17 protein-coding genes are annotated in these 20,144 nt (G+C 71.8%); 11 read left to right on the top strand and 6 right to left on the bottom strand.

Going from position 1 to position 20,144, the window contains the following annotated elements; all coding sequences use genetic code 11:
* Positions 1–267: 267 nt before the first annotated feature.
* Entirely contained in the window at positions 268–903 is a 636-nt protein-coding gene (locus JOC24_RS24015; RefSeq protein WP_205022599.1) for a MerR family transcriptional regulator, read from the bottom strand.
* A gap of 168 nt (positions 904–1,071) precedes the next feature.
* Between JOC24_RS24015 and JOC24_RS24010 the strand changes: the two genes are divergently transcribed.
* The 4 genes from JOC24_RS24010 to JOC24_RS23995 all read left to right on the top strand — a co-directional run bounded on the left by JOC24_RS24010 (position 1,072) and on the right by JOC24_RS23995 (position 4,716).
* A complete protein-coding gene (locus tag JOC24_RS24010) occupies positions 1,072–2,592 on the top strand; it encodes a flavin-containing monooxygenase (RefSeq protein ID WP_205022460.1) in 1,521 nt (506 codons plus the stop codon).
* Positions 2,589–3,539: an alpha/beta fold hydrolase gene (locus JOC24_RS24005; RefSeq protein ID WP_205022459.1), complete on the top strand. Its 951-nt coding sequence runs from the start codon at positions 2,589–2,591 to the stop codon at positions 3,537–3,539. Before JOC24_RS24010 ends, JOC24_RS24005 begins: the two co-directional genes overlap by 4 nt.
* Positions 3,536–4,420 (top strand): SDR family oxidoreductase, encoded by an 885-nt coding sequence (locus JOC24_RS24000; protein ID WP_205022458.1) that lies wholly within the window; start codon positions 3,536–3,538, stop codon positions 4,418–4,420. Before JOC24_RS24005 ends, JOC24_RS24000 begins: the two co-directional genes overlap by 4 nt.
* Before the next feature lie 86 nt (positions 4,421–4,506).
* Entirely contained in the window at positions 4,507–4,716 is a 210-nt protein-coding gene (locus tag JOC24_RS23995; protein ID WP_205022457.1) for a hypothetical protein, read from the top strand.
* A gap of 168 nt (positions 4,717–4,884) precedes the next feature.
* On the opposite strand, the gene JOC24_RS23990 is transcribed toward JOC24_RS23995, so the two are convergent.
* Positions 4,885–8,388: a S41 family peptidase gene (locus JOC24_RS23990; RefSeq protein ID WP_205022456.1), complete on the bottom strand. Its 3,504-nt coding sequence runs from the start codon at positions 8,386–8,388 to the stop codon at positions 4,885–4,887.
* A 179-nt stretch (positions 8,389–8,567) separates the two neighbouring features.
* Here JOC24_RS23990 and JOC24_RS23985 point away from each other — a divergent pair, with 179 nt between their 5' ends.
* Both JOC24_RS23985 and JOC24_RS23980 read left to right on the top strand, forming a co-directional pair.
* Positions 8,568–9,140, top strand: coding sequence for a TetR/AcrR family transcriptional regulator (locus tag JOC24_RS23985; protein ID WP_205022455.1), 573 nt, complete (start codon positions 8,568–8,570; stop codon positions 9,138–9,140).
* A 134-nt stretch (positions 9,141–9,274) separates the two neighbouring features.
* Positions 9,275–11,488 (top strand): MMPL family transporter, encoded by a 2,214-nt coding sequence (locus tag JOC24_RS23980; RefSeq protein WP_205022454.1) that lies wholly within the window; start codon positions 9,275–9,277, stop codon positions 11,486–11,488.
* A 157-nt stretch (positions 11,489–11,645) separates the two neighbouring features.
* Here the strand turns inward: JOC24_RS23980 and JOC24_RS23975 are convergent, their stop codons facing one another.
* On the bottom strand, positions 11,646–12,020 hold the full coding sequence (locus JOC24_RS23975; RefSeq protein ID WP_205022453.1) for an SsgA family sporulation/cell division regulator: 375 nt from the start codon (positions 12,018–12,020) through the stop codon (positions 11,646–11,648).
* 178 nt (positions 12,021–12,198) lie between these two features.
* On the opposite strand from JOC24_RS23975, the gene JOC24_RS23970 reads away from it, so the two are divergent.
* The 5 genes from JOC24_RS23970 to JOC24_RS23950 all read left to right on the top strand — a co-directional run bounded on the left by JOC24_RS23970 (position 12,199) and on the right by JOC24_RS23950 (position 16,801).
* Complete coding sequence (locus JOC24_RS23970; RefSeq protein ID WP_205022452.1) at positions 12,199–13,254, top strand: energy-coupling factor ABC transporter permease; 1,056 nt, start codon at positions 12,199–12,201, stop codon at positions 13,252–13,254.
* Position 13,255: 1 nt separating this feature from the next.
* The gene (cbiQ, locus tag JOC24_RS23965) at positions 13,256–14,017 is read left to right on the top strand and encodes a cobalt ECF transporter T component CbiQ (RefSeq protein WP_205022451.1); all 762 of its coding nucleotides are present in this window, start codon (positions 13,256–13,258) and stop codon (positions 14,015–14,017) included.
* Positions 14,014–14,784 carry an energy-coupling factor ABC transporter ATP-binding protein gene (locus tag JOC24_RS23960; protein WP_205022450.1) on the top strand — a complete coding sequence of 257 codons (771 nt, stop codon included), beginning with the start codon at positions 14,014–14,016 and terminating at the stop codon, positions 14,782–14,784. The genes cbiQ and JOC24_RS23960 overlap by 4 nt, the downstream gene beginning before the upstream one ends.
* A 77-nt stretch (positions 14,785–14,861) precedes the next feature.
* Positions 14,862–16,022, top strand: coding sequence for a serine hydrolase domain-containing protein (locus tag JOC24_RS23955; protein ID WP_205022598.1), 1,161 nt, complete (start codon positions 14,862–14,864; stop codon positions 16,020–16,022).
* Complete coding sequence (locus JOC24_RS23950; protein WP_205022449.1) at positions 16,019–16,801, top strand: SDR family NAD(P)-dependent oxidoreductase; 783 nt, start codon at positions 16,019–16,021, stop codon at positions 16,799–16,801. The genes JOC24_RS23955 and JOC24_RS23950 overlap by 4 nt, the downstream gene beginning before the upstream one ends.
* 60 nt (positions 16,802–16,861) lie before the next feature.
* On the opposite strand, the gene JOC24_RS23945 is transcribed toward JOC24_RS23950, so the two are convergent.
* From JOC24_RS23945 to JOC24_RS23935, 3 genes are all read right to left on the bottom strand, one after another.
* Entirely contained in the window at positions 16,862–17,713 is an 852-nt protein-coding gene (locus JOC24_RS23945; RefSeq protein ID WP_205022448.1) for a DMT family transporter, read from the bottom strand.
* Positions 17,710–18,219, bottom strand: coding sequence for a YbaK/EbsC family protein (locus JOC24_RS23940; protein ID WP_205022447.1), 510 nt, complete (start codon positions 18,217–18,219; stop codon positions 17,710–17,712). The genes JOC24_RS23945 and JOC24_RS23940 overlap by 4 nt, the downstream gene beginning before the upstream one ends.
* A gap of 255 nt (positions 18,220–18,474) precedes the next feature.
* The gene (locus JOC24_RS23935; protein ID WP_205022597.1) at positions 18,475–20,109 is read right to left on the bottom strand and encodes a penicillin-binding transpeptidase domain-containing protein; all 1,635 of its coding nucleotides are present in this window, start codon (positions 20,107–20,109) and stop codon (positions 18,475–18,477) included.
* Positions 20,110–20,144: the final 35 nt, after the last annotated feature.

The raw sequence follows: 20,144 nt of genomic DNA, 5'->3' as shown, positions 1-20,144 counted from the left end.
CGCGCCCGTCGGAGCTGGTGAACCGTCCTGCCGTGCGGCCGCCTTCACACCGTCTCCACCACCTCCGACGCCTTCACCGCCTCGCACCCGGGCCCGGAGCGGCCGCAGCGGGCCCGGCACGTGCGTGGAGTGGCGGGACGACGCCGGGCGCCGGGCGACCCGGAAGCGGGGGCGGGCCGGGTGGTACGAGAGCTGCACGCCGCATGCGGCGGAGCGGGGCGGAGTCGCGGGTTCGTGCGGGCGTGACCGCCTGACGGGCCGATGCGACTAGGACTCGTCCGAGGCCTTGTCCTCGCGCAGTCGGCGATCCAGGGCCATGGAGAGCTCCGCGTCGACCACCGCCTGTGCCAGCGTGCGCAGTTGGTCCGGCTCGGTGTGCGCGGTGTGGGTGCGCAGGACGCGTACGAAGAGGTCGGCGAGGGCGTCGGCGTGCTCGCGGACCTGGCGGCCCGAGGAGAGTACGGCGTCGAGCGGCACCCCGGCCCGGACGAGTTCGGACGACGCCTCCAGCAGGCGGCGGCTGATGTGGACGATCTCGTCGCCGTCGACGCCGAGGTAGCCCAACTCCATCGAGGCGGCGAGGTTCTCCGCGGTGGCCTGGTCCTGGAAGTAGTCGGCGAGCTGCTCGGGGGTGAGCCGGACCGGGGTCTCCTCGGTCGGTTCGCCCAGGCCCAGCACCTCGGCGACATCGCGGCCGCTGTCGAACGTCGAGGCGAGATCGGCGATGCCGTTGAGGGTGTGGCCCCGCTCCAGCAGGCCCGTGATGGTGCGCAGCCGGGCCAGGTGGTGGTCGTCGTACCAGGCGATGCGGCCCTCGCGGCGGGGTGGCTGGATCAGCCCGCGCTCCCGGTAGAAACGCAGGGTGCGCACGGTGATGCCGGCCTCCTTGGCCAGCTCCTCCATGCGGTACTCGCGGTGCTCGCGTCCTTCAGCCACACCCGCACCCTATGTTGTACCGCCGGTAACTTCCTCGCCCCGACCCCTACCCATCGGTACGGGGCTGCTCTAGTCTCCCAACAGTGCCAGTGATTGCTGGCAGAGTCGTGTCACGTACCGCGGGGAGGCGGCAGCATGGCCCAGCACGAGCACGTACGAGTGGCGGTGATCGGATCCGGATTCGGGGGCCTCGGGGCCGCGGTCCGGCTCCGCCGCGAAGGCGTCACCGACTTCCTGGTCCTCGAACGGGCCGGTTCCGTCGGTGGCACCTGGCGCGACAACAGCTACCCGGGCTGCGCCTGCGACGTACCGTCCCACCTGTACTCGTTCTCCTTCGCGCCCAACCCCGACTGGCCGCGCACCTTCTCCGGGCAGCAGCACATCCGCGCCTACCTGGAGCACGTGGCGGACACCTTCGGGCTGCGCCCGCACCTCAGGCTCGACCACGAAGTCACCGTCATGCGCTGGGACAACGACGAGCTGCACTGGGTGATCGAGACGGCCAACGGCTCCACGATCACCGCCGACGCGGTCGTGTCCGCCACCGGCCCGCTCTCCGATCCGAAGCTGCCGGACATTCCGGGGCTCGCCGCATTCCCCGGCAAGGTCTTCCACTCCGCCCAGTGGGACCACGACTACGACCTGAGCGGCAAGCGCGTCGCGGTGATCGGCACCGGCGCCTCCGCGATCCAGATCGTCCCGGAGATCCAGCCGAAGGCGGGCCGGCTCACCCTGTTCCAGCGGACCCCGCCCTGGGTGATGCCGCGCATGGACCGCGCCATCAGCGGTGCCGAGAAGTGGCTGCACCGGGCCCTGCCCTTCACGGCCACCGCGCGCCGCGGACTCCTGTGGGGCATCCGGGAGTTGCAGGTCGGCGCCTTCACCAAGCACCCGAACCAGCTCGGGCTCGTCGAGTCGATAGCCAAGTCCAACATGGCGCGGGCCGTCAAGGACCCCGCCCTGAGGGCCAAGCTGACCCCCTCGTACCGCATCGGCTGCAAGCGCATCCTGCTCTCCAACGCCTACTACCCGGCGCTCGCGCAGCCCAACGTCGACGTGGTCGACTCCGGTCTGTCCGAGGTGCGGGGCTCGACCCTGGTCGGGTCGGACGGCTCGGAGACCGAGGCCGACGTGATCATCCTCGGTACCGGCTTCCACGTGACGGACATGCCGATCGCCAGCCGGGTCGTCGGCGCCGACGGCATCACCCTCGCCGAATCGTGGAAGGACGAGATGCAGGCGCTGCGGGGCGCGACCGCCGCGGGCTTCCCCAACTGGATGACGATCATCGGCCCCAACACGGGTCTCGGGAACTCCTCCATGATCCTCATGATCGAGTCCCAGCTGAACTACATGGCCGACTACCTGCGCCAACTGGACGTCCTCGGCGGGCGTGCCGCACTCGACGCGCGGCCCTCCGCCGTCGGCGCCTGGAACCGGCGCGTCCAGGACCGGATGAAGCGGACCGTCTGGAACACCGGCGGCTGCACCAGCTGGTACCTCGACGCCAACGGACGCAACACCACGGTCTGGCCGGGCACGACCGCCGAGTTCCGGCGGGCCACGCGCTCGGTCGACCTGGGGGAGTACGAGGTCATCCGTCCTCCCGTCACCCACTCCACGGCACAGGCCGTGACCGAGGAGGCCGCACGATGAGCCGGCTGACACAGCTCGCGAACACTCCGCCCGTGCCCGTGCGCGAAATGGACGTCGTCTCCGCCGACGGTTCGCGTGTGCACGTCGAACTGCACGGCCCCGAGGGCGCGCCCGCCGTGGTCCTGGCGCACGGCTGGACCTGCAACACCCGCTTCTGGGACGCCCAGGTGCGTGACCTGGCGGTGGACCACCGGGTCGTCGTCTACGACCAGCGGGGCCACGGGCGCACCCCCGAGGCGGGTGCCGGCGGATACAGCACGCGTGCGCTGGCCGACGACCTCGAAGCGGTCCTGAAGGCCACGCTCGAGCCCGGGCGGAAAGCGGTCCTCGGCGGCCACTCCATGGGCGGCATGACGCTGATGGCCGCGGCCGGCCGCGACGCGGTGCGGGAACACGGGGCGGCCGTGCTGCTGTGCAGCACCGGAAGCTCGCGCCTGACGGCCGAGTCGCTGGTGATCCCGCTGAGGGCCGGCGCCCTCCGTACCCGGATCACCACGGCGGTGCTTGGCGCGCGCGCACCGCTCGGGCCGGTCAACGCGGTGTCGAAGGCGATCCTCAAGTACGTCACGATGGGCCGCGGTTCCGCGCCGGAACGCGTGGACGCCTGTGCCAGGATCGTCCACGCGTGTCCCACCAGGGCGCGTGCCGCCTGGGGGCACGTGCTCGCGGAGCTCGACCTCGAGGCGCGGCTGCGGGAGCTGCGGCTGCCGACCGCGGTGATCGCGGGCACGGAGGACCGCCTTACGCCGCCCGTGCACGCGAGGGCCGTCGAAGCCGCGCTGCCGCACAGCCTCGGGCTCACCGAACTGGCGGGCATGGGCCACATGACGCCGGTCGAGGCGCCCGAGGTGGTCACGGCGAAGCTCCGCGAGCTGGTGGCCACGTACGTCACTCTTGAAGGTGCGGGCAGCACGGCGGAAGCCGTGAGCGAGGAGGAGGTCGCATGAGCGGCAGGCGGAGTCTCGAAGGACAGGTCGTCGTCGTCACGGGCGCGGCGCGGGGAGTGGGCGAACTGCTCGCCCGCAAGCTCTCGGCGCGCGGCGCCACGCTGGCGCTGGTCGGCCTGGAGCCGGACGAGCTGAAGAAGGTCTCGGAGCGGCTGCACTCCGCGAGCGACCACTGGTACGCCGACGTCACGGACCACGTGGCGATGAGCCGGGTCGCCCAGGAGGTCAAGGAGCGCTTCGGGAAGATCGACGTGGTCGTCGCCAACGCGGGCGTCGCCACCGGCGGTCCGCTCGTCGACTCGGACCCGGAGGCGTGGCGGCGGGTCATCGAGGTGAACCTGATAGGCGGCGCGGTCACGGCACGGGCCTTTCTTCCGGTACTCATCGAGAGCCGCGGCTACTTCCTCCAGATAGCGTCACTGGCCGCGATCACCCCGGCGCCGATGATGAGCGCGTACTGCGCGTCCAAGTCGGGCGTGGAGGCGTTCGCACACTGCCTGCGTGGCGAAGTCGGTCACCGCGGCGTGAAGGTCGGGGTCGGCTATCTGTCCTGGACCGACACGGACATGGTGCGCGGGGCCGACGAGGACGACGTCATGCGGGAGTTGCGGCAGCGGCTGCCGTGGCCGGCGAACCGGACGTATCCACTGGGCCCGGCCGTCGACCGGATCGTGGAGGGGGTCGAACGGCGCTCCGCGCACGTGTACGCCCAGTGGTGGCTGCGCGGGATGCAGTCGATCCGGGGGTATCTGCCGATGGTCATAGGGGCGGTCGGCCAGCGCGAGATGAAGCGGTTCGGGCCCCGGCTCGACGGGGTGAGCAAGGGGCTCGTGGGGGCCGGCGGCGCGGCCGACAGAGAGGCGCGAGTGCGGCGCGGATGATCGAAATGCGATGAATGTCCCGATGTGTAAGTCTGAGCGAGGTCCCACCGGGGCCACCCCCACGCACCCACATAGGAGTGAACAGCATGGGTATCGCAGACCAGTTCAAGGACAAGGCGCAGGAGCTTGCCGACCAGGCCAAGCAGCAGAAGGCGGGCGGCAAGCGGGACGAGGCGCGTGAGCGTCCCTCCGGCCGTCCGGACCGCGCCTCGGACCAGGCTCAGGGCCGTCGGCCCGGCGCGCGGGACCGTGCGCAGGACGCGGCGGACCAGCCGCGTGAGCGCTTCGAGCGCTGACGGCCGACGCGTCTGACGTCTGCGGTCGGTTGGGGCGTACCCGGGTGCCGGGTACGCCCCTTCTCGCGCGGGGTGCGAAGTGCTGGGTGCGGGTGCCCGCGTGCGGTGCGTGGCGTGCACGGAGCGGGCGGGCTCACGGCCGGCTGCCGGTCGGCCCTGCTTCGGCGGTCACCTCGGGGGCAGCGGCGGCCTGCGCAGGTTCGGGGCGGTGTCGTAGGTGGGGGGTGTGGCCGCCGGGTGGGCCGCCAGGAGGTCCAGGGCCACCCTGACGGCGTCGTCCAGTACCGCGTGGCGGCCCTCCGCCCAGTCCAGCGGGGTGCGCAGCGCCTCCAGATCGGGTTCGACGCCGTGGTTCTCGACGGACCAGCCGTACGTGTCGAACCAGGCCGCGTTCATCGGCACCGTGATCACCGTTCCGTCACCCAACCGGTGCCGCCCGGTCATCCCGACCACCCCGCCCCAGGTGCGCTGGCCCACCACCGGCCCCAGCTCCAGCAGCCGGAACGCTGCCGTGATCATGTCCCCGTCGGAGGAGGTGGCCTCGTCGGCGAGGGCGACGACCGGGCCCCGGGGCGCGTTGGACGCGTAACTGACCGCCTGGGCGTTGCGGGTCAGGTCCCAGCCGAGGATCGTGCGGGTGAGCTTCTCGACGACCAGTTCGCTGATGTGGCCGCCCGCGTTGCCCCGTACGTCCACGATCAGGGCCGGGCGCGACACCTCCAGCCGCAGGTCCCGGTTGAACTGTGCCCAGCCGGAACCGCCCATGTCGGGGATGTGCAGGTAGCCGCACTTCCCGTGGCTCAACTCCCGTACGACCTCACGACGTTTGGCCACCCAGTCCTGGTAGCGCAGGGGGCGTTCGTCGACCAGTGGGACGATCGCGACGCGGCGGGACCGGCCGCCGCCCTCACCTCCGGCCGGGCGGAACGTCAGCTCCACCGTGGTGCCGCCGGCGGCCGTCAGCAGTGGGGACGGCCCCGCTACGGGGTCGACCGGTCGGCCGTCGACGTGTGTGAGGACGGCCCCCTCGCGGATTCCTGTCCCGGCCAGCGGAGAGCGGGCCTTGGAGTCGGAGGAGTCGCCGGGCAGGACGCGCTGCACCGTCCAGTCGCCGTCCCGGCAGACGAGGTTGGCTCCCAGCAGGCCGATCGCCCGCTGGTAGTGCGGGGGCCCCTCGTTGCGGCGGGCGGGGGAGACGTACGCGTGGGAGGTGCCCAGTTCGCCGAGGACCTCGCGCAGCAGATCGGCGAACTCGTCGGGGGACGCCACGCGTTCGACCAGTGGGCGGTACTGCTCCAGTACGCCGTCCCAGTCGATGCCGCACATGTCCGGCTCCCAGAAGTAGGAGCGGATGATGCGCCCCGCCTCTCCGTACGCCTGGCGCCATTCGGCCGCCGGGTCGACGTCGTGCAGGATGCGGCGCAGGTCGAGGAAGACCGTCGTGTCGTTGTCGCCGGGCTCGTTGGACGGTACGGCGCGCAGTTCGCCGTCGTCCATGACGACGAGCCGGGACGCGTCCCCGCTGGCCGCGAACCAGTCGAGGTGGCCGACCAGTTCGGTCCTGCGGGCCCTGGCGATGTTGAAGTGCTCCAGCGTGGGCCGGCCCGACATGTCGGAAGGGTTGGCGAAGGTCTCGCCCAGCGCTCCGGAGATCGGCCAGCGCAGCCAGACGAGGCCTCCGCCGCTGACCGGCTGGAGCGCCGAGTACTTCGACGCGGAGACCGGGAACGGGGTCACCCTGCTCTCCAGCCCCTCGAACTCCACCATCACCGTCGGCCCTTCGACCGTGCCCTCGGCGATGTCCACCGGGTCCAGGCCGCCCGCGGCCGGCCTGCCGTCCGGGAGCAGGGCGAACGGGGAGGGGGTGGCCGAGGTGAGGGGGACCAGATAGGGGCGGCAGCCCAGCGGGAAGGAGAGGTCGCCGGTGTGGACGTCGTACACCGGGTCGAATCCACGCCAGGAGAGGAAGGCGAGGTAGCGGCCGTCCCCGGTGAAGACGGGATTCTCGTCCTCGAAGCGCCCGTTGGTGACATCCACTATCACCGGGGCGTCCGGGCCGGTGATCCTGGCCAGCTTGATCTGCCGCAGCGACCGGCCGATGCCGGGGTGCGACCAGGTCAGCCAGTGGCCGTCCGGGGAGAACGCCAGATCGCGGACCGGTCCGTTCACGGAGCGGATGAGCTCGGTGAGCCCGTCGGCCGGGGGGCCGTCGGCCGGGTGCCCGTCGATCGGGGGGCCGTCGCCCGGAGGGATGTCGCCGGAGGGTCCGTCGTCCGAGCCGTCCGTCCGGTCGAGGACCTCCAGCGGGGCGACGGTCCTCGGCGGGGCCACGCCCTCGTCCGGCTCGGAGGGTTCCGCCGGCGCGGACGCTTCCGGTGGGTCCGTGTCCGGGCCCAGGAAGTCCATGGCCGGTTCCGCGGCGTCCTCCGTGGTGTCCAGCAGGAGCAGCCGGCCGTCGTTCGACGCGATCGCCAGCCGCTCGCCCTCCGGGTCGGAGACGATCTCGTGGACCCTGCCGAGCCGTCCTGCGGCCAGCCGGCGGGGCGGACGGTCGCCGCTGGCCCGGGGCAGGTAGGCGATCTCGACCGCGTCGTCGCCCTCCGCGTCCGTGACGTAGGCGACCCTTCCGCTGCTGCCGAGCATCTCCGGCAGCCGCACCCGCACCCCCGGGGTGTCGGCGATCGTGCGGGCGGGGCCGTCGCGGTGGGTGAGCCAGTAGAGGCTGCCGCGCACGGAGACGGCGCTCGCCCGGCCCGTCTCGTCGACGGACAGCGAGTCGACGTGGCTGGACGCCGGCACCTGGTACGTACGCCGGCCCGTCCGCGGGCCTCCGAGCCGCACCTCCAGTTTCCGGGGTACCGCGTCGGGCGACTCCAGGTCCTCGACCAGCCACAGATCGCCGCCGCACTGGTAGACGACCCTGCGGCCGTCACTGGAGGCGTGCCGGGCGTAGAACGCGTCGTGATCCGTGTGCCGGCGCAGATCGCTGCCGTCCATCAGGCAGGAGTAGAGATTGCCGACGCCTTCGTGGTCGGAGAGGAAGGCGATCCGTCGCCCGACGAACATCGGCGCGTCCAGATGCCCGCCGATGCCGGGCAGCAGCCGTTCGCCGTGCAGCCACAGCCGGCCCGTGGCGCCGCCCCTGTACCGCTTCCAGGCCGCCGGCTCGTGCGGCGGCTTCCCGGTGAGCAGCAGGGTGCGCCGTTCGCCGTCGATGTCGGCGACGGCGATGTCGGAGACGGGGCCCCAGGGCAGCTTGCCGCCGGGGCTGCCGTCCGTGGGGACGCTGTACGCCCACGAGAAGTACGAGAAGGGCTGGTTGTGCGAGGACACCGCGAGGATCTGGGACGACTCCCCGGGATCGGGGCTCCAGCCGCAGACCCGCGCGTCGGTGGAGCCCCAGTGGGTGAGCCGACGGGCCGGCCCCCCGTCGACGGGGGCGATGTGGATCTCCGGATCGAGCGTGCGCCAGGTCGTGTAGGCGATGAGACCGCCGTCGGGCGAGAAGCGCGGATGACTGACCCTGGTCCGGTCGACAGTCAGCCGCCACGCCCGCCCGGGCCGCTGCCCCGCCGGGGCGAGGGGGGAGACCCAGAGGTCGTCCTCCGCCGCGAAGCAGAGCAGATCCTCGTGGAGGTGCGGGAAACGGAGATACGCGACGTCGTCACTCACCCCCCCAATGCTTTCCATGTGAAGGGCTCGCGGCAACTTGTGGTGCAGCACACAAGCGAAACTGTTTCGTTTCGATGAGCGTGGGGAGTATCTTCAAAGTGTACGAAACAGTTTCGTTCCGCTGGTCGATCTTGGACTGGCGTACCATCCAGCAGGCGCGATCAAGAGGAGGTCGACACATGGCACGCAGCCGGCTCACGCCCGAGCGCGAGAGTGAGCTGTACGCCGCCGTGCTCGATCTGCTCGGCGAGGTCGGCTATGAAGCCCTGACCATGGACGCCGTCGCCGCCCGTACCCGTTCCAGCAAGGCCACCCTCTACCGCCAGTGGGGGAGCAAGGCCGAGCTCGTCGTCAAGGCGCTGCGGCACAACAAGCCGGTTCAGCTCGCCGAGATCGACACCGGTTCGCTGCGCGGTGATTTCCACGCCGTGCTCCAGCGGACCGACGACTGCCAGATGGAGAAGAACTCCGCCCTGATGCGGGGGCTCGGCCAGGCGGTCCACGGCAATCCCGACCTCTTCCAGGCGCTGCGCGAGCTGCTGATCGAGCCGGAACTCACCGGTCTCGGGCTGCTGCTCCAGCGGGCCGTGGACCGGGGTGAAGTGCGTCCGGACAATCCGGCGCTGTCCTTTCTTCCGCACATGATGATCGGTGCCTTCGCCGCTCGTGAGCTGGTGGAGGACCGGACCGTCGACCAGGCGTTCCTCATCGACTACGCAGAAGCCGTGGTGTTCCCCGCCCTCGGTGTCTGACGTCCCCGCTTTCCTTCGCACGACCCTCCGTACGACCTGATTCCCCGACGCTCCACCTGACACGCCGCTCTCGTCGTCGGGCTGGTTCCTCACGCCCTCTTCCGCGCAACGACCTGACCGGGAGTACCCCCTTCGTGGCTACATTCCTTTACAAACTAGGACGGATCGCCTTCCGGCGTCGCCGTTACGTCGCCCTGATCTGGGTCGCGCTGCTGGCGCTCGCCGGATTCGGCGCGGCCTCCGCGTCCACCGCCACCTCCAGTTCCTTCTCCATCCCCGGTACGGAGGCCCAGCGGGCCTTCGACCTGCTCGACGAGCGCTTCCCCGGAGGCAGCGCCGACGGCGCGACCGCCCGGGTCGTCTTCAAGGCGCCGGGGGAGGAGAAGGTGACCTCGGCGGCCAACAAGGCCGAGATCCGCGAGATCGTCGGAGATCTGAAGTCCGGCTCGGACCAGATCGCCTCGGTCGCCGACCCCTTCGCGGCGAAGGCGGTCAGCCAGGACGGCTCCACCGCGTACATCTCCGTCTCCTACAAGGTCAGCTCGATGGAGCTGACCGACGGGACGCGGGAGGCGCTGGAGGACGCGGGTGAAGCCGCGCAGGGCAGCGGAATGACCGTGGAGATCGGCGGTGACGCGCTCCAGGTGATGCCGGAGACCGGTGCCACCGAGATCATCGGGGTCGCCGTGGCCGCGGTGGTCCTGGTGATCACCTTCGGGTCGCTGATCGCCGCCGGGCTGCCTCTGCTGACCGCCCTCATCGGGGTCGGCATCGGGGTGTCCACGATCACCGCCCTGGCGAACGTGCTCGACCTGGGCTCCACGACCTCCACGCTCGCGATGATGATCGGTCTCGCGGTCGGCATCGACTACGCGCTCTTCATCGTCTCCCGCTACCGTGCCGAGCTGGCCGAGGGCCGGGAGCGCGAGGAAGCCGCAGGCCGGGCCGTCGGCACGGCGGGATCCGCCGTCGTCTTCGCCGGTCTGACGGTCGTCATCGCCCTGGTGGGCCTCGCCGTCGTCAACATCCCGATGCTGTCCAAGATGGGCTTCGCCGCCGCCGGTACCGTCGTGATCGCCGTCCTCATCGCCCTGACCCTCGTCCCGGCGATGCTGGGCTTCGCGGGCAAGCGGGTCATGGGGCGCAAGGCGCGCAAGGCCGCCGAGGCGGAGAACGCGCCCGACGCGAAGCCGAACATGGGCACCCGCTGGGCGCGGTTCGTGCTGCGCAAGCCGGTGTGGGTGCTGCTGGCCGGGGTCATCGGCCTCGGTGCCATCGCCGTACCCGCGGCCTCGCTGGAGATGGGTCTGCCGGACGACGGCTCCCAGCCGAGGAGCACCACGCAGCGCCAGGCGTACGACCTGTTGTCCGACGGCTTCGGCCCCGGATTCAACGGTCCACTGCTGGTGGTCGTGGACACGAAGGGCAGTGAGGACGGCAGGGCCGCCGTCGACCGGGTCTCCCAGGAGGTCGAGGGCATCGGCCACGTCGCCGCCGTCACCCCGGCCGCCTTCAACAAGGCCGGCGACGCCGCGACCATCACGGTCATCCCCGAGGACCGGCCGAGCTCCGTCGAGACGGAGGACGTCGTCCACTCGATCCGCGAGGCGGGCGCGGACGTCAAGGGCGACACCGGTGCCGAGGTTCTGGTCACCGGCGCCACGGCGATGAACATCGACTTCTCCGAGAAGATGAACAACGCGCTGCTGCCCTACCTGGCACTCGTCGTCGGACTGGCCTTCCTGCTCCTGATGGTGGTCTTCCGCTCGCTGCTGGTGCCGCTCAAGGCGGCCCTCGGCTTCCTGCTCTCGGTCGTCGCGGCCCTGGGCGCGGTCGTCGCGGTCTTCCAGTGGGGCTGGCTCGCCTCGCTCTTCGGGGTCGAGCAGACCGGCCCGATCATGAGCATGATGCCGATCTTCATGATCGGTGTGGTCTTCGGTCTCGCGATGGACTACGAGGTCTTCCTGGTCACCCGGATGCGTGAGGCGTACGTCCACGGGGAGACGCCCGGTCAGGCGATCGTCACCGGATTCCGGCACGGTGCCAGGGTGGTCACGGCCGCCGCGGTGATCATGATGGCCGTCTTCGCCGGCTTCATCGGCTCCAGCGAGTCGATGGTCAAGATGATCGGCTTCTCGCTGGCCATCGCCGTCTTCTTCGACGCCTTCGTCGTACGGATGGCCATCGTCCCGGCGGTGCTCGCCCTGCTGGGCAGGCGCGCCTGGTGGCTGCCGCGCCGGCTGGACGGTGTGCTGCCCAACGTGGACGTCGAGGGGGAGGGCCTGCGCAAGGAGCTCTCCGACGGCCCTGCCGACGGTGGCGGGGGGCGGGAGCTGGCCCGCGTCTGACCCGCGGTCGGCGCCGCGGCGTCAGCCGCACGAGCCCCGGGGCCGCCTTCTGAGCGGATGAGCGCAGCGCGGCCCCGGAGCGCCGGTCACCTGTGGGGACGGGGGGCCGGGGCGAGTGGAAGCCCCCGTGCACGCGGCACGGGGGCTTCCGCCCTGTTCAGGCGCGGGTCGCGGTGGCGGGGGCGGCCGCCGGACGCTTCTGCTTCGCCGTACTCGCGCGGACCCGCGACAGGAAGCGGATGAAGGGCGCCCTGTCGAACTGGAAGACCGCGACGCCGTCCGGGGAGTGCAGTTCCAGGACCAGCTGGGCGCGGCCGCAGGGCCACACCCCTATGTCGCCACGGGTGGCGGGGGAGCGCAGGCCGCGTTCCAGGAGGTCCTGGCCGACGGCCCAGTCGGCGCCTCCGGGAAGCCGGACGTGGACGGTTTCGGGCTCCTGCGGGTCGCAGCGCAGTTCGACGGGGACCACCCGGGGGTCGGGGCCGTCGGTGATGAGCCGGGCTCGGGCGTGTTCTTGGATCACGAGGGACATGGCCGGCTCCTCCGGTACGGAAACCTGTTCCCCTAATGTCCCATATATTCCCATTTGGGCATATCGAGGCCGAGGTCAGTTGTCGAACCTGCGCTCTTGCGAACTATTTGCAACAGGGCCCTATCATGGAGCGTTTCCCGACCCCGCCAGCCGTAACGCCCGAAAGCGGAGCCACTCCATGCATGTACCCGACGGTTTCATCAACGCACCTGTCTCCGCCGTGGCGGGTGTCGTCGCCGCGGGCGCGGTCGCCGTCGGTCTGCGGGGGGCCCGGCGTGAACTGGACGACCGCACGGCTCCGCTGGCCGGGCTCGTCGCCGCGTTCGTCTTCGCCGTGCAGATGCTCAACTTCCCGGTCGCGGCCGGCACCAGCGGCCACCTCCTGGGCGGGGCGCTGGCCGCGATCCTGGTCGGGCCCTACACGGGCATGCTCTGCATAGCTGTCGTCCTGCTGATGCAGAGCATCCTCTTCGCCGACGGCGGCCTCACCGCGCTCGGCGTGAACATCACGGTGATGGGGGTCGTCACCACCGTCGTCGCCTACGCCCTCTTCCGGGGGCTGACCCGTGTGCTGCCCCGCACCCGCCGCTCCACGACCGTCGCGGCCTTCGTCGCCGCGCTGGTCTCCGTCCCGGCCGCCGCCGTCGCGTTCACCGCGGTCTACGCGATCGGGGGCACCACCGACGTACCCCTCGGCAAGGTCCTCACCGCGATGGTCGGCGTCCACGTCCTGATCGGCATCGGCGAGGCGGCCATCACCGCGCTGACCGTCGGCGCCGTGATCGCCGTGCGTCCCGACCTGGTGCACGGCGCCCGCGGGCTCGCCACCCCGCTCAAGCTCCGCGTCGACGGCGCACTCGTCGACGCCCCGGCCGCCGCCCCCTCGCCCGCGCCCGCCCCGGCCCGCTCCACACGCAAGGTCTGGGCCGCCGGCCTGGCCGCCGCGCTCGTCCTCGCGGGCTTCGTCTCCTTCTACGCCTCCGCGAACCCCGACGGCCTGGAGAAGGTCGCCGCCGACAAGGGCATCGACGAGAAGGTCCAGGAACACGGCGCCGCCGACTCACCGCTCGCCGACTACGGCGTCAAGGACGTCGAGAACGCCCGTATCTCCGGCGGCCTCGCCGGAGTGATCGGAGTGGGCGCCACCGTAGCCGTCGGCAGCGGGGTGTTCTGGGCCGTGCGCAGGCGCCGTACGCCCGAGGAACCCACCACCCGCACCACCGAGTCCGTCTGACATGGGCGCCGGCCACGCACACACGCTCTACCGGCACGGGCACTCGCCCGTCCACGAACTCCCCCCGCACTGCAAGATCGCCGCCGTACTCGGCTTCGTCGTGGTCGTCGTCTCCACCCCGCGCGAGGCCGTCTGGGCCTTCGGGCTGTACGGGGTGCTGCTCGCCGGGGTCGCCGCGGTGTCCCGGATCCCCGCCGGCTTCCTGCTGAAGCGGCTCGTCATCGAGGTGCCGTTCGTCGCGTTCGCGCTGCTCATGCCGTTCGTCGTGCCCGGCGAGCAGACCGAGCTGCTCGGGGTGTCCGTCAGCGTTCCCGGCCTCTGGGGCGCCTGGAACGTACTCGCGAAGGGCACCCTGGGTGTCGCCGCGTCGGTGATCCTGGCCTCGACCACCGAGCTGCGCTCCCTGCTGCTCGGCCTCCAGCGGCTGCGGCTGCCGTCCCTGCTCGTCCAGATCGCGTCGTTCATGATCCGGTACGGCGACGTCATCACCGACGAGCTGCGCCGCATGTCGGTCGCCCGCCGCTCACGTGGCTTCGAGGCCGGTGGCGTACGGCACTGGGGCGTCCTCGCCAAGACGGCGGGCGCCCTCTTCATCCGGTCCTACGAGCGCGGGGAACGCGTCCACCTCGCGATGGTCAGCCGCGGCTACACCGGAACCATGCCGGTCATCGACGAGGTGACCGCCTCCCGGACCCAGTGGGCGCACGCCGCGGCACTCCCCGTGCTCGCCCTCGCCGTATGTCTGCTGGGATGGACCGTATGAGCCTGCCCCCCGCCCCCGCGCCGTCCCTCGAGGTCAGCGGCCTCGCCTACGCCTACCCCGACGGCCACCAGGCGCTCTTCGGTGTCGACCTGACCGTGGCCCGCGGTGAACGCGTGGCGCTCCTCGGTCCCAACGGCGCGGGCAAGACCACCCTCGTCCTGCACCTCAACGGCATTCTCGACGCGGGCGCCGGCACCGTCCGGATCGCCGGACTGCCCGTGGAGAAGAGGAACCTCGCGGAGATCAGACGGCGCGTCGGCATCGTCTTCCAGGACCCCGACGACCAGCTCTTCATGCCGACCGTCCGAGAGGACGTCGCCTTCGGGCCCGCCACGGCCGGACTGCGCGGCCCGGAGCTGGAGGAGCGTGTCATGACCGCCCTCGGACGGGTCGGTATGGAGGAGTACGCGGCGCGGCCCCCGCACCACCTCTCCTTCGGCCAGCGCCGCCGTGTCGCCGTGGCCACCGTGCTGGCCATGGAGCCGGAGATCCTCGTCCTGGACGAGCCCTCCTCCAACCTGGACCCGGCCTCCCGGCGCGAACTCGCCGACATCCTGAGGTCCTTGGACGTCACCGTGCTGATGGTCACCCACGACCTGCCGTACGCCCTCGAACTCTGCCCGCGCGCCGTCATCCTCAGCGACGGGGTGATCGTCGCCGACGACCGTACGCAGGACCTGCTGTGCGACGACGCGCTCATGCGCGGCCACCGGCTGGAGCTGCCCTTCGGCTTCGACCCGCGTTCCGTGTCCGTTCCGCGTTCATGAACAGATGGTGACCCGCCCCCCGTTCCACCTGCGGCGCGATGCACCATGGGGGGATGAGCGGGAGCGCGGGAGCAGGCGTGGATGTACGAGGCACGGTGGCGCCGGGATTCGAGGCGGTACGGGACGCTTTCGTCCGTAACTTCGAACAGCGCGGGGAGCGGGGAGCGGCCGTCGCCCTCTACCGGCACGGCCGCAAGGTGGTGGATCTGTGGGCCGGGACGAGGGATGTCGACGGCGTGGAACCCTGGGCCGTGGACACCGTGCAGATCGTCCGCTCGGCCGGAAAGGGCGTCGCCGCCGCCGTACCGCTGCTGCTGCACCAGCGCGGGCAGGTGGACCTCGACGCCCCCGTCGGCACGTACTGGCCGGAGTTCAAGGCGAACGGCAAGGACCGTGTCCTCGTACGTCACGTCCTCGCCCACCGTGCCGGGCTCGCCGCCCTCGACGCGACGCTGACGCCCGAGGAGGCCGCGGACCAGGTCTCGGGGCCGCGGGCCGTCGCCGAGCAGCGGCCCCAGTGGGAGCCGGGCACCGACCACGGGTACCACGCCCAGACGTACAGCTGGCTCGTCGCGGAACTGGTGCGCAGGGTCACCGGACGGACCATCGGCCGCTGGATCGCGGAGGAGATCGCACGCCCGCTCGGCCTGGACTTCTGGTTCGGGCTCCCGGCCGACGAGGCGCACCGGATCGGGCGGATCGGCCCGGTGGAGCCCCCGGCGGCCGAAGGCGGCGGTGCTCTTCGCGTGCGGCCCAAGCGCTCCGTCGTCGAGGCCTACGCTGACCCGGCCTCGCTCACCCGCCGTGCCTTCGGGGCGATCGACCCCTTCCCCGACGAGAACGCCCCGGCCTACCGCGCGGCGGAACTCCCCGCGTCCAACGGCGTCGCCACCGCGCGCGGTCTCGCCCGCTGTTACGCCGCGATGATCGGCGAGGTCGACGGGCAGCGGCTGTTCGCCCCCGCCACCCTCACCCTGGCCCGCACCGAGGAGTCCGCGGGACCGGACCGCGTGCTGGTCGTCAACACCCGTTTCGGACTCGGCTACATGCTGCACGGCCCCGCCGCGCCGCTGCTCGGCCCCGGGTCGTTCGGACACCCCGGCCGCGGGGGTTCGCTGGGCTTCGCCGACCCCGGATCGGGCATCGCGCTCGGCTATGTGACGAACGGTCTGCAGAAGGGAGTCACCGCCGACCCCCGTGCCCAGGCCCTGGTCAGGGCAGTACGGTCGGCGCTATGACTCCTCCACGCTTCCACGGGTACGCGGCGCTCCTCACGGGCGCGGGGCAGGGCATCGGGGCGGCCACCGCCCGCCGGCTGGCCTCCGAGGGCGCGGCCGTCCTGGTCACCGACCTGGACGCCGGGCGAGCCGAGCGCACGGCGGCCGAGATACGCGGGACGGGCGGCACCGCCGAATCCCTGGCCTGCGACGTGGGCGACCGGGCGGCGGTCGACGCGGCGGTGGCCCGGGCCGCCGCCGCGTTCGGACGGCTCGACGTCCTGGTCAACAACGCCTACGCCAACCACGACGACGCCGCGCTGTTCGAGGACGAGGAGGACGCGTCCTGGGACCACACCCTGGACGTCACCCTGACAGGCCCCTACCGCTGCTCCCGTGCCGCGCTGCCGCACCTGGTGGCCTCCGGCCGGGGAGCGATCGTCACCATCGGATCGGTCAACGGCGAACAGGACTTCGGCGGCCACGCCTACAGCGCGGCGAAGGCGGGACTGGCCAGCCTGACCCGCACACTCGCCGGTCACGCGGGGCCACGCGGCGTCCGCGTCAACCTCGTCGCCCCCGGCACGATCCGTACGGACGCCTGGGCCGGCCGCGACGCCGAACTGGACCGGGCGAGCGCCCTCTACCCGCTCGGCCGGATCGGCGAACCGGACGACATCGCGTCCGCCGTAGCCTTCCTCGCCTCCCGGGACGCGGCCTGGATCACCGGCACCACGCTGCGGGTGGACGGGGGCCTCCTCGCCGTCAACACGGGCTTCCGCAGGGCGATGACGGGGTGACGAGCCGGGTACGCGGCGGACTCCGAGACGGAACGGGGGCGGCACCATGGGTGATTCCGGTCAACCCGTGTGCAGCATCAGCCCGATGCCCACCACCATCAGCCCGGCGGCCGCGATCCGGGGGCCGCCGAACCTCTCCTTGAAGAAGAGCGTCCCTATCAGGGCACCCACGATGATCGAGGACTCCCGGAGTGCGGCGATCGGGGCGAGCGGGGCCTTCGTCTGCGCCCACAGGACGAGACCGTAGGCCAGGACGGACAGAGCCGCGCCCAGCAGTCCCCGGGCGACGAACGGGCGCAGCTGAGGGACCAGTTCGCCCCGCCTGCGCCAGTAGGCGTACGCCGGGATGACCATGCCCTGCACGAGCATCAGCCAGCCGATGTAGCCGACGGGGGTCCCCGAGGCGCGTACCCCGATCCCGTCGACCGTGGTGTAGCCGGCGATCGCGAGACCCGTCGCCAGGGCCGCCAGGACAGCCGGCCCGTGGGGGCGGCTGCCGGAGCCCCGGATGCCCCAGAGGGCCAGGCCGACGAGCCCCGCCGAGGCCACGGCCACGCCCGCCGTCGCCCAGCCGTCCGGGACCTCACCGATGAAGACGGCGGCCAGAACCGTCACCACGAGTGGAGCGGTGCCCCGCGCGATCGGGTACATCTGGCCGAAGTCGCCCAGGGTGAACGAACGCATCAGCAACAGCATGTAGACCACGTGGAGGGCCGCCGAGGCGAGCAGGTACGGCCAGGCACCGGACGCCGGAACCGGTGTGGAGGAGGCCAGCACGGCTCCGATCAGCGCCCCGCCGCCCGAGATCAGGGTGAAGGACAGCAACTGGTCACGTATGGCATGGGCGATGGCGTTCCAGCTCGCGTGCGTGATCGCGGCGGCCAGGACGGCCGCCGCCACCAGTGGGGTCACGCGGCCGGCTCGCGTACGTCCACGAGGGTGCCGCCCGCGAGCTCGACGAGCGTGGCGGGATCGAGGCGGAAGACGGTGTGCGGATGGCCCGCGGCGGCCCATACCTCGGCGTGACCGAGCAGACCCCGGTCGGCCAGCACCCGGGTCTTCGTGCGGTGGCCGAAGGGCGGCACGCCGCCGATCGCGTATCCGGTGGTCTCCCTGACCACGGTGGCCCGCGCCCGCTCGACCTTCGCGGCGCCCAGCTCGCTCCGTACGAGCTCCACGTCCACCCGTGAGGAGCCGTCCATCAGCACCAGGACCGGTACGCCGTCCGCCTCGAAGATCAGGGACTTGACGATCTGGCTGAGTGCGCAGCCGACCGCAGCGGCGGCCTCGGCCGCGGTGCGGATGGCTTCGGGGAAGCGGCGCACGTCGACCTGGAGGCCCATCTCGTCGAGGGCCTTGGCGAAGCGGGGATGCGCATCGGAGACGGTCGTGGCGGGGGTGGCGTCGGGAGTGCTCATGCCCGCACGCTACTGAACCGTCCCGGCGGCGGACCACAGCCTTTCCGGCTGCTGTGCGGATCGTCCCTCGGCCCGCCCCTACGGGCAGCCGCCCGGGGCGATCCGGGTGGCCGCCCCCCCCGGCGGCATCGCTGAACAGCCGGGCCACGACCGGGGCCCGGGGGACGGCGCCCGCCCGGATCACCGCGGGGGCCCGGCGTTCGACGCGAGGTGCCGGCCGGGCCGCCCGTGGTGACCGGGGCCGCCGTCGGCGCGCTACGACCCCGCGCGCAGCACCGCCGCCACCACCGGGCCGGCCGCGTCGCCGCCGTGGCCGCCGGACTGGACGACCGCCGCCGCCGCGAGGTCGTTGCTGAAGCCGGTGAACCAGCTGTTGGACGTGCCCTGTCCGTCGACCTCCGCCGAGCCGGTCTTGGCGCCCTTGTCGCCGCCGACCGAGGCCATGGCCGCCTGGCCCGTACCCCAGGAGGCGGTGGCCCGCATCATGTCGTTCAGCTGCCGGGTGACGTTCTGCGACAGCGAGCGGGAAGCCGTGGCGAGCTGACGGTCGTCCAGGGACTGCGGGACGATGACCGGCTGACGGAACGTTCCGGTGTGCGCGGTCGCGGTGATGGACGCGATGTTGAGCGCGTTCATCTGGACGGTGCCCTGGCCGATGTACTGGGCAGCCGCCTCACCGCCTGCCTCCTCGGGCACCCGGCCGTCGAACGAGGTGATGCCGGTCTTCCAGTCGAGGCCGATCCCGAAGACGTCACGGGCCGTCTTGGGAAGCGCGGAGTCGTCCTTGGTGTCGTCGATCAGCTTGATGAAGGCGGTGTTGCACGAGCGGGCGAAGCTGGTGGTGAAGCTGCTGGAGTCGGGAAGCCCGAAGTGGTCCAGGTTGTGGAACGTCCGGCCCTGGTACAGCACCTCCTTGGGGCACTCCGTCGCGCCGTCCGCGGTGACGAGGCCCTTCTCCAGGAGCATCGCGGCGGTCACGATCTTCAGCGTGGAGCCGGGCGCCTGGGTGCCCTGCATCGCCGCGTTGAAGCCCGTCGCCGGATTGTTGGCCACCGCGCGGATCGAGCCGGTGGACGGCCGTACGGCGACCACCGACGCCCCGCTGAACTGCTTGACCGCCTTCTCGGCGGCCGCCTGGGCGTCCGCGTCGAGCGTGGTCTGCAGCTTGCCGGGCTTCCCCTTGGCCAGCGTCAGCAGTGTGGTGTCCGGAAGCTGTTCGTCCGCGGGCTCGATCCAGGTCTCGACGCCCGCGGAACCTCCCGCCTCGTCGCCGTACTTCTCGCGCAGGCTGTCCAGGACCGGCCCGAGCGAGGGGTACGTCTCCTTGTCGAGCACCTTGCCGTTGTGGTCGACGGCCTCGATCGCCGCCTGTGAGGACTCGCCGGTCCTCAGCGCCGCCCCCTCGGTCAGCTGCGGGTGGATCACCGTGGGCTGCCAGTCGACGAGTGCCTTGCCGGTCGTCAGGCCGCGCACCACGGTCAGCTCGGAGGAGTACGACCAGGGCTTGGTCCTCCCCTCGAACGACACCGTCGCCTTCACCGTGTACGGCACCTTCGTGCCGACGGGGGCGCCCGGCGTGATGACCGCCTTCGTGACGTGGGCCTCGTCGGCGTACGCCGACAGCAGCGGCTCGGCGACGGTCTCGTTGTTCGTGAGCAGGGCGGCCGCCGACGCGTCGCCGGACGCCCACGCTTCGAGGAAACCCTTGGCGGTCTCCTGGATCTCCTCCTTCTCGGGCGGCCCGGTCTTCACCTCCGAGGACGCCGAGGCGCTCTCCGTGCCCCCGGTCCCACCGCCTCCCAGCACCACGTCGTACACGCCGTACCCGAGCCCCCCGGCCACGAGTACGAACACCCCGCCGACCACGGCGACCTTCGCTCCACTGCGCATCTGTGCGGTTCCCCTCCCCGTGAGCGCCCCCTTGA

It is taken from the genome of Streptomyces sp. HB132 (assembly GCF_016909575.1).
GTDB lineage: Bacteria > Actinomycetota > Actinomycetes > Streptomycetales > Streptomycetaceae > Streptomyces.
Note: the sequence above shows the minus strand (reverse complement) of the source record. Positions and strands in the feature narration are given on the sequence as shown.

What these genes read in the sequence shown, in the direction of transcription:
- JOC24_RS23985 (WP_205022455.1), top strand. Translation starts at nt 8,568, where the DNA reads ATGGCACGCAGCCGGCTCACGCCCGAGCGCGAGAGTGAGCTGTACGCC.
- JOC24_RS23940 (WP_205022447.1), bottom strand. Translation starts at nt 18,219, where the DNA reads ATGAGCACTCCCGACGCCACCCCCGCCACGACCGTCTCCGATGCGCAT.
- JOC24_RS24015 (WP_205022599.1), bottom strand. Translation starts at nt 903, where the DNA reads ATGGAGGAGCTGGCCAAGGAGGCCGGCATCACCGTGCGCACCCTGCGT.
- cbiQ (WP_205022451.1), top strand. Translation starts at nt 13,256, where the DNA reads ATGGGCGCCGGCCACGCACACACGCTCTACCGGCACGGGCACTCGCCC.
- JOC24_RS24010 (WP_205022460.1), top strand. Translation starts at nt 1,072, where the DNA reads ATGGCCCAGCACGAGCACGTACGAGTGGCGGTGATCGGATCCGGATTC.
- JOC24_RS23960 (WP_205022450.1), top strand. Translation starts at nt 14,014, where the DNA reads ATGAGCCTGCCCCCCGCCCCCGCGCCGTCCCTCGAGGTCAGCGGCCTC.
- JOC24_RS23970 (WP_205022452.1), top strand. Translation starts at nt 12,199, where the DNA reads ATGCATGTACCCGACGGTTTCATCAACGCACCTGTCTCCGCCGTGGCG.
- JOC24_RS24000 (WP_205022458.1), top strand. Translation starts at nt 3,536, where the DNA reads ATGAGCGGCAGGCGGAGTCTCGAAGGACAGGTCGTCGTCGTCACGGGC.
- JOC24_RS24005 (WP_205022459.1), top strand. Translation starts at nt 2,589, where the DNA reads ATGAGCCGGCTGACACAGCTCGCGAACACTCCGCCCGTGCCCGTGCGC.
- JOC24_RS23950 (WP_205022449.1), top strand. Translation starts at nt 16,019, where the DNA reads ATGACTCCTCCACGCTTCCACGGGTACGCGGCGCTCCTCACGGGCGCG.
- JOC24_RS23975 (WP_205022453.1), bottom strand. Translation starts at nt 12,020, where the DNA reads ATGTCCCTCGTGATCCAAGAACACGCCCGAGCCCGGCTCATCACCGAC.
- JOC24_RS23935 (WP_205022597.1), bottom strand. Translation starts at nt 20,109, where the DNA reads ATGCGCAGTGGAGCGAAGGTCGCCGTGGTCGGCGGGGTGTTCGTACTC.
- JOC24_RS23995 (WP_205022457.1), top strand. Translation starts at nt 4,507, where the DNA reads ATGGGTATCGCAGACCAGTTCAAGGACAAGGCGCAGGAGCTTGCCGAC.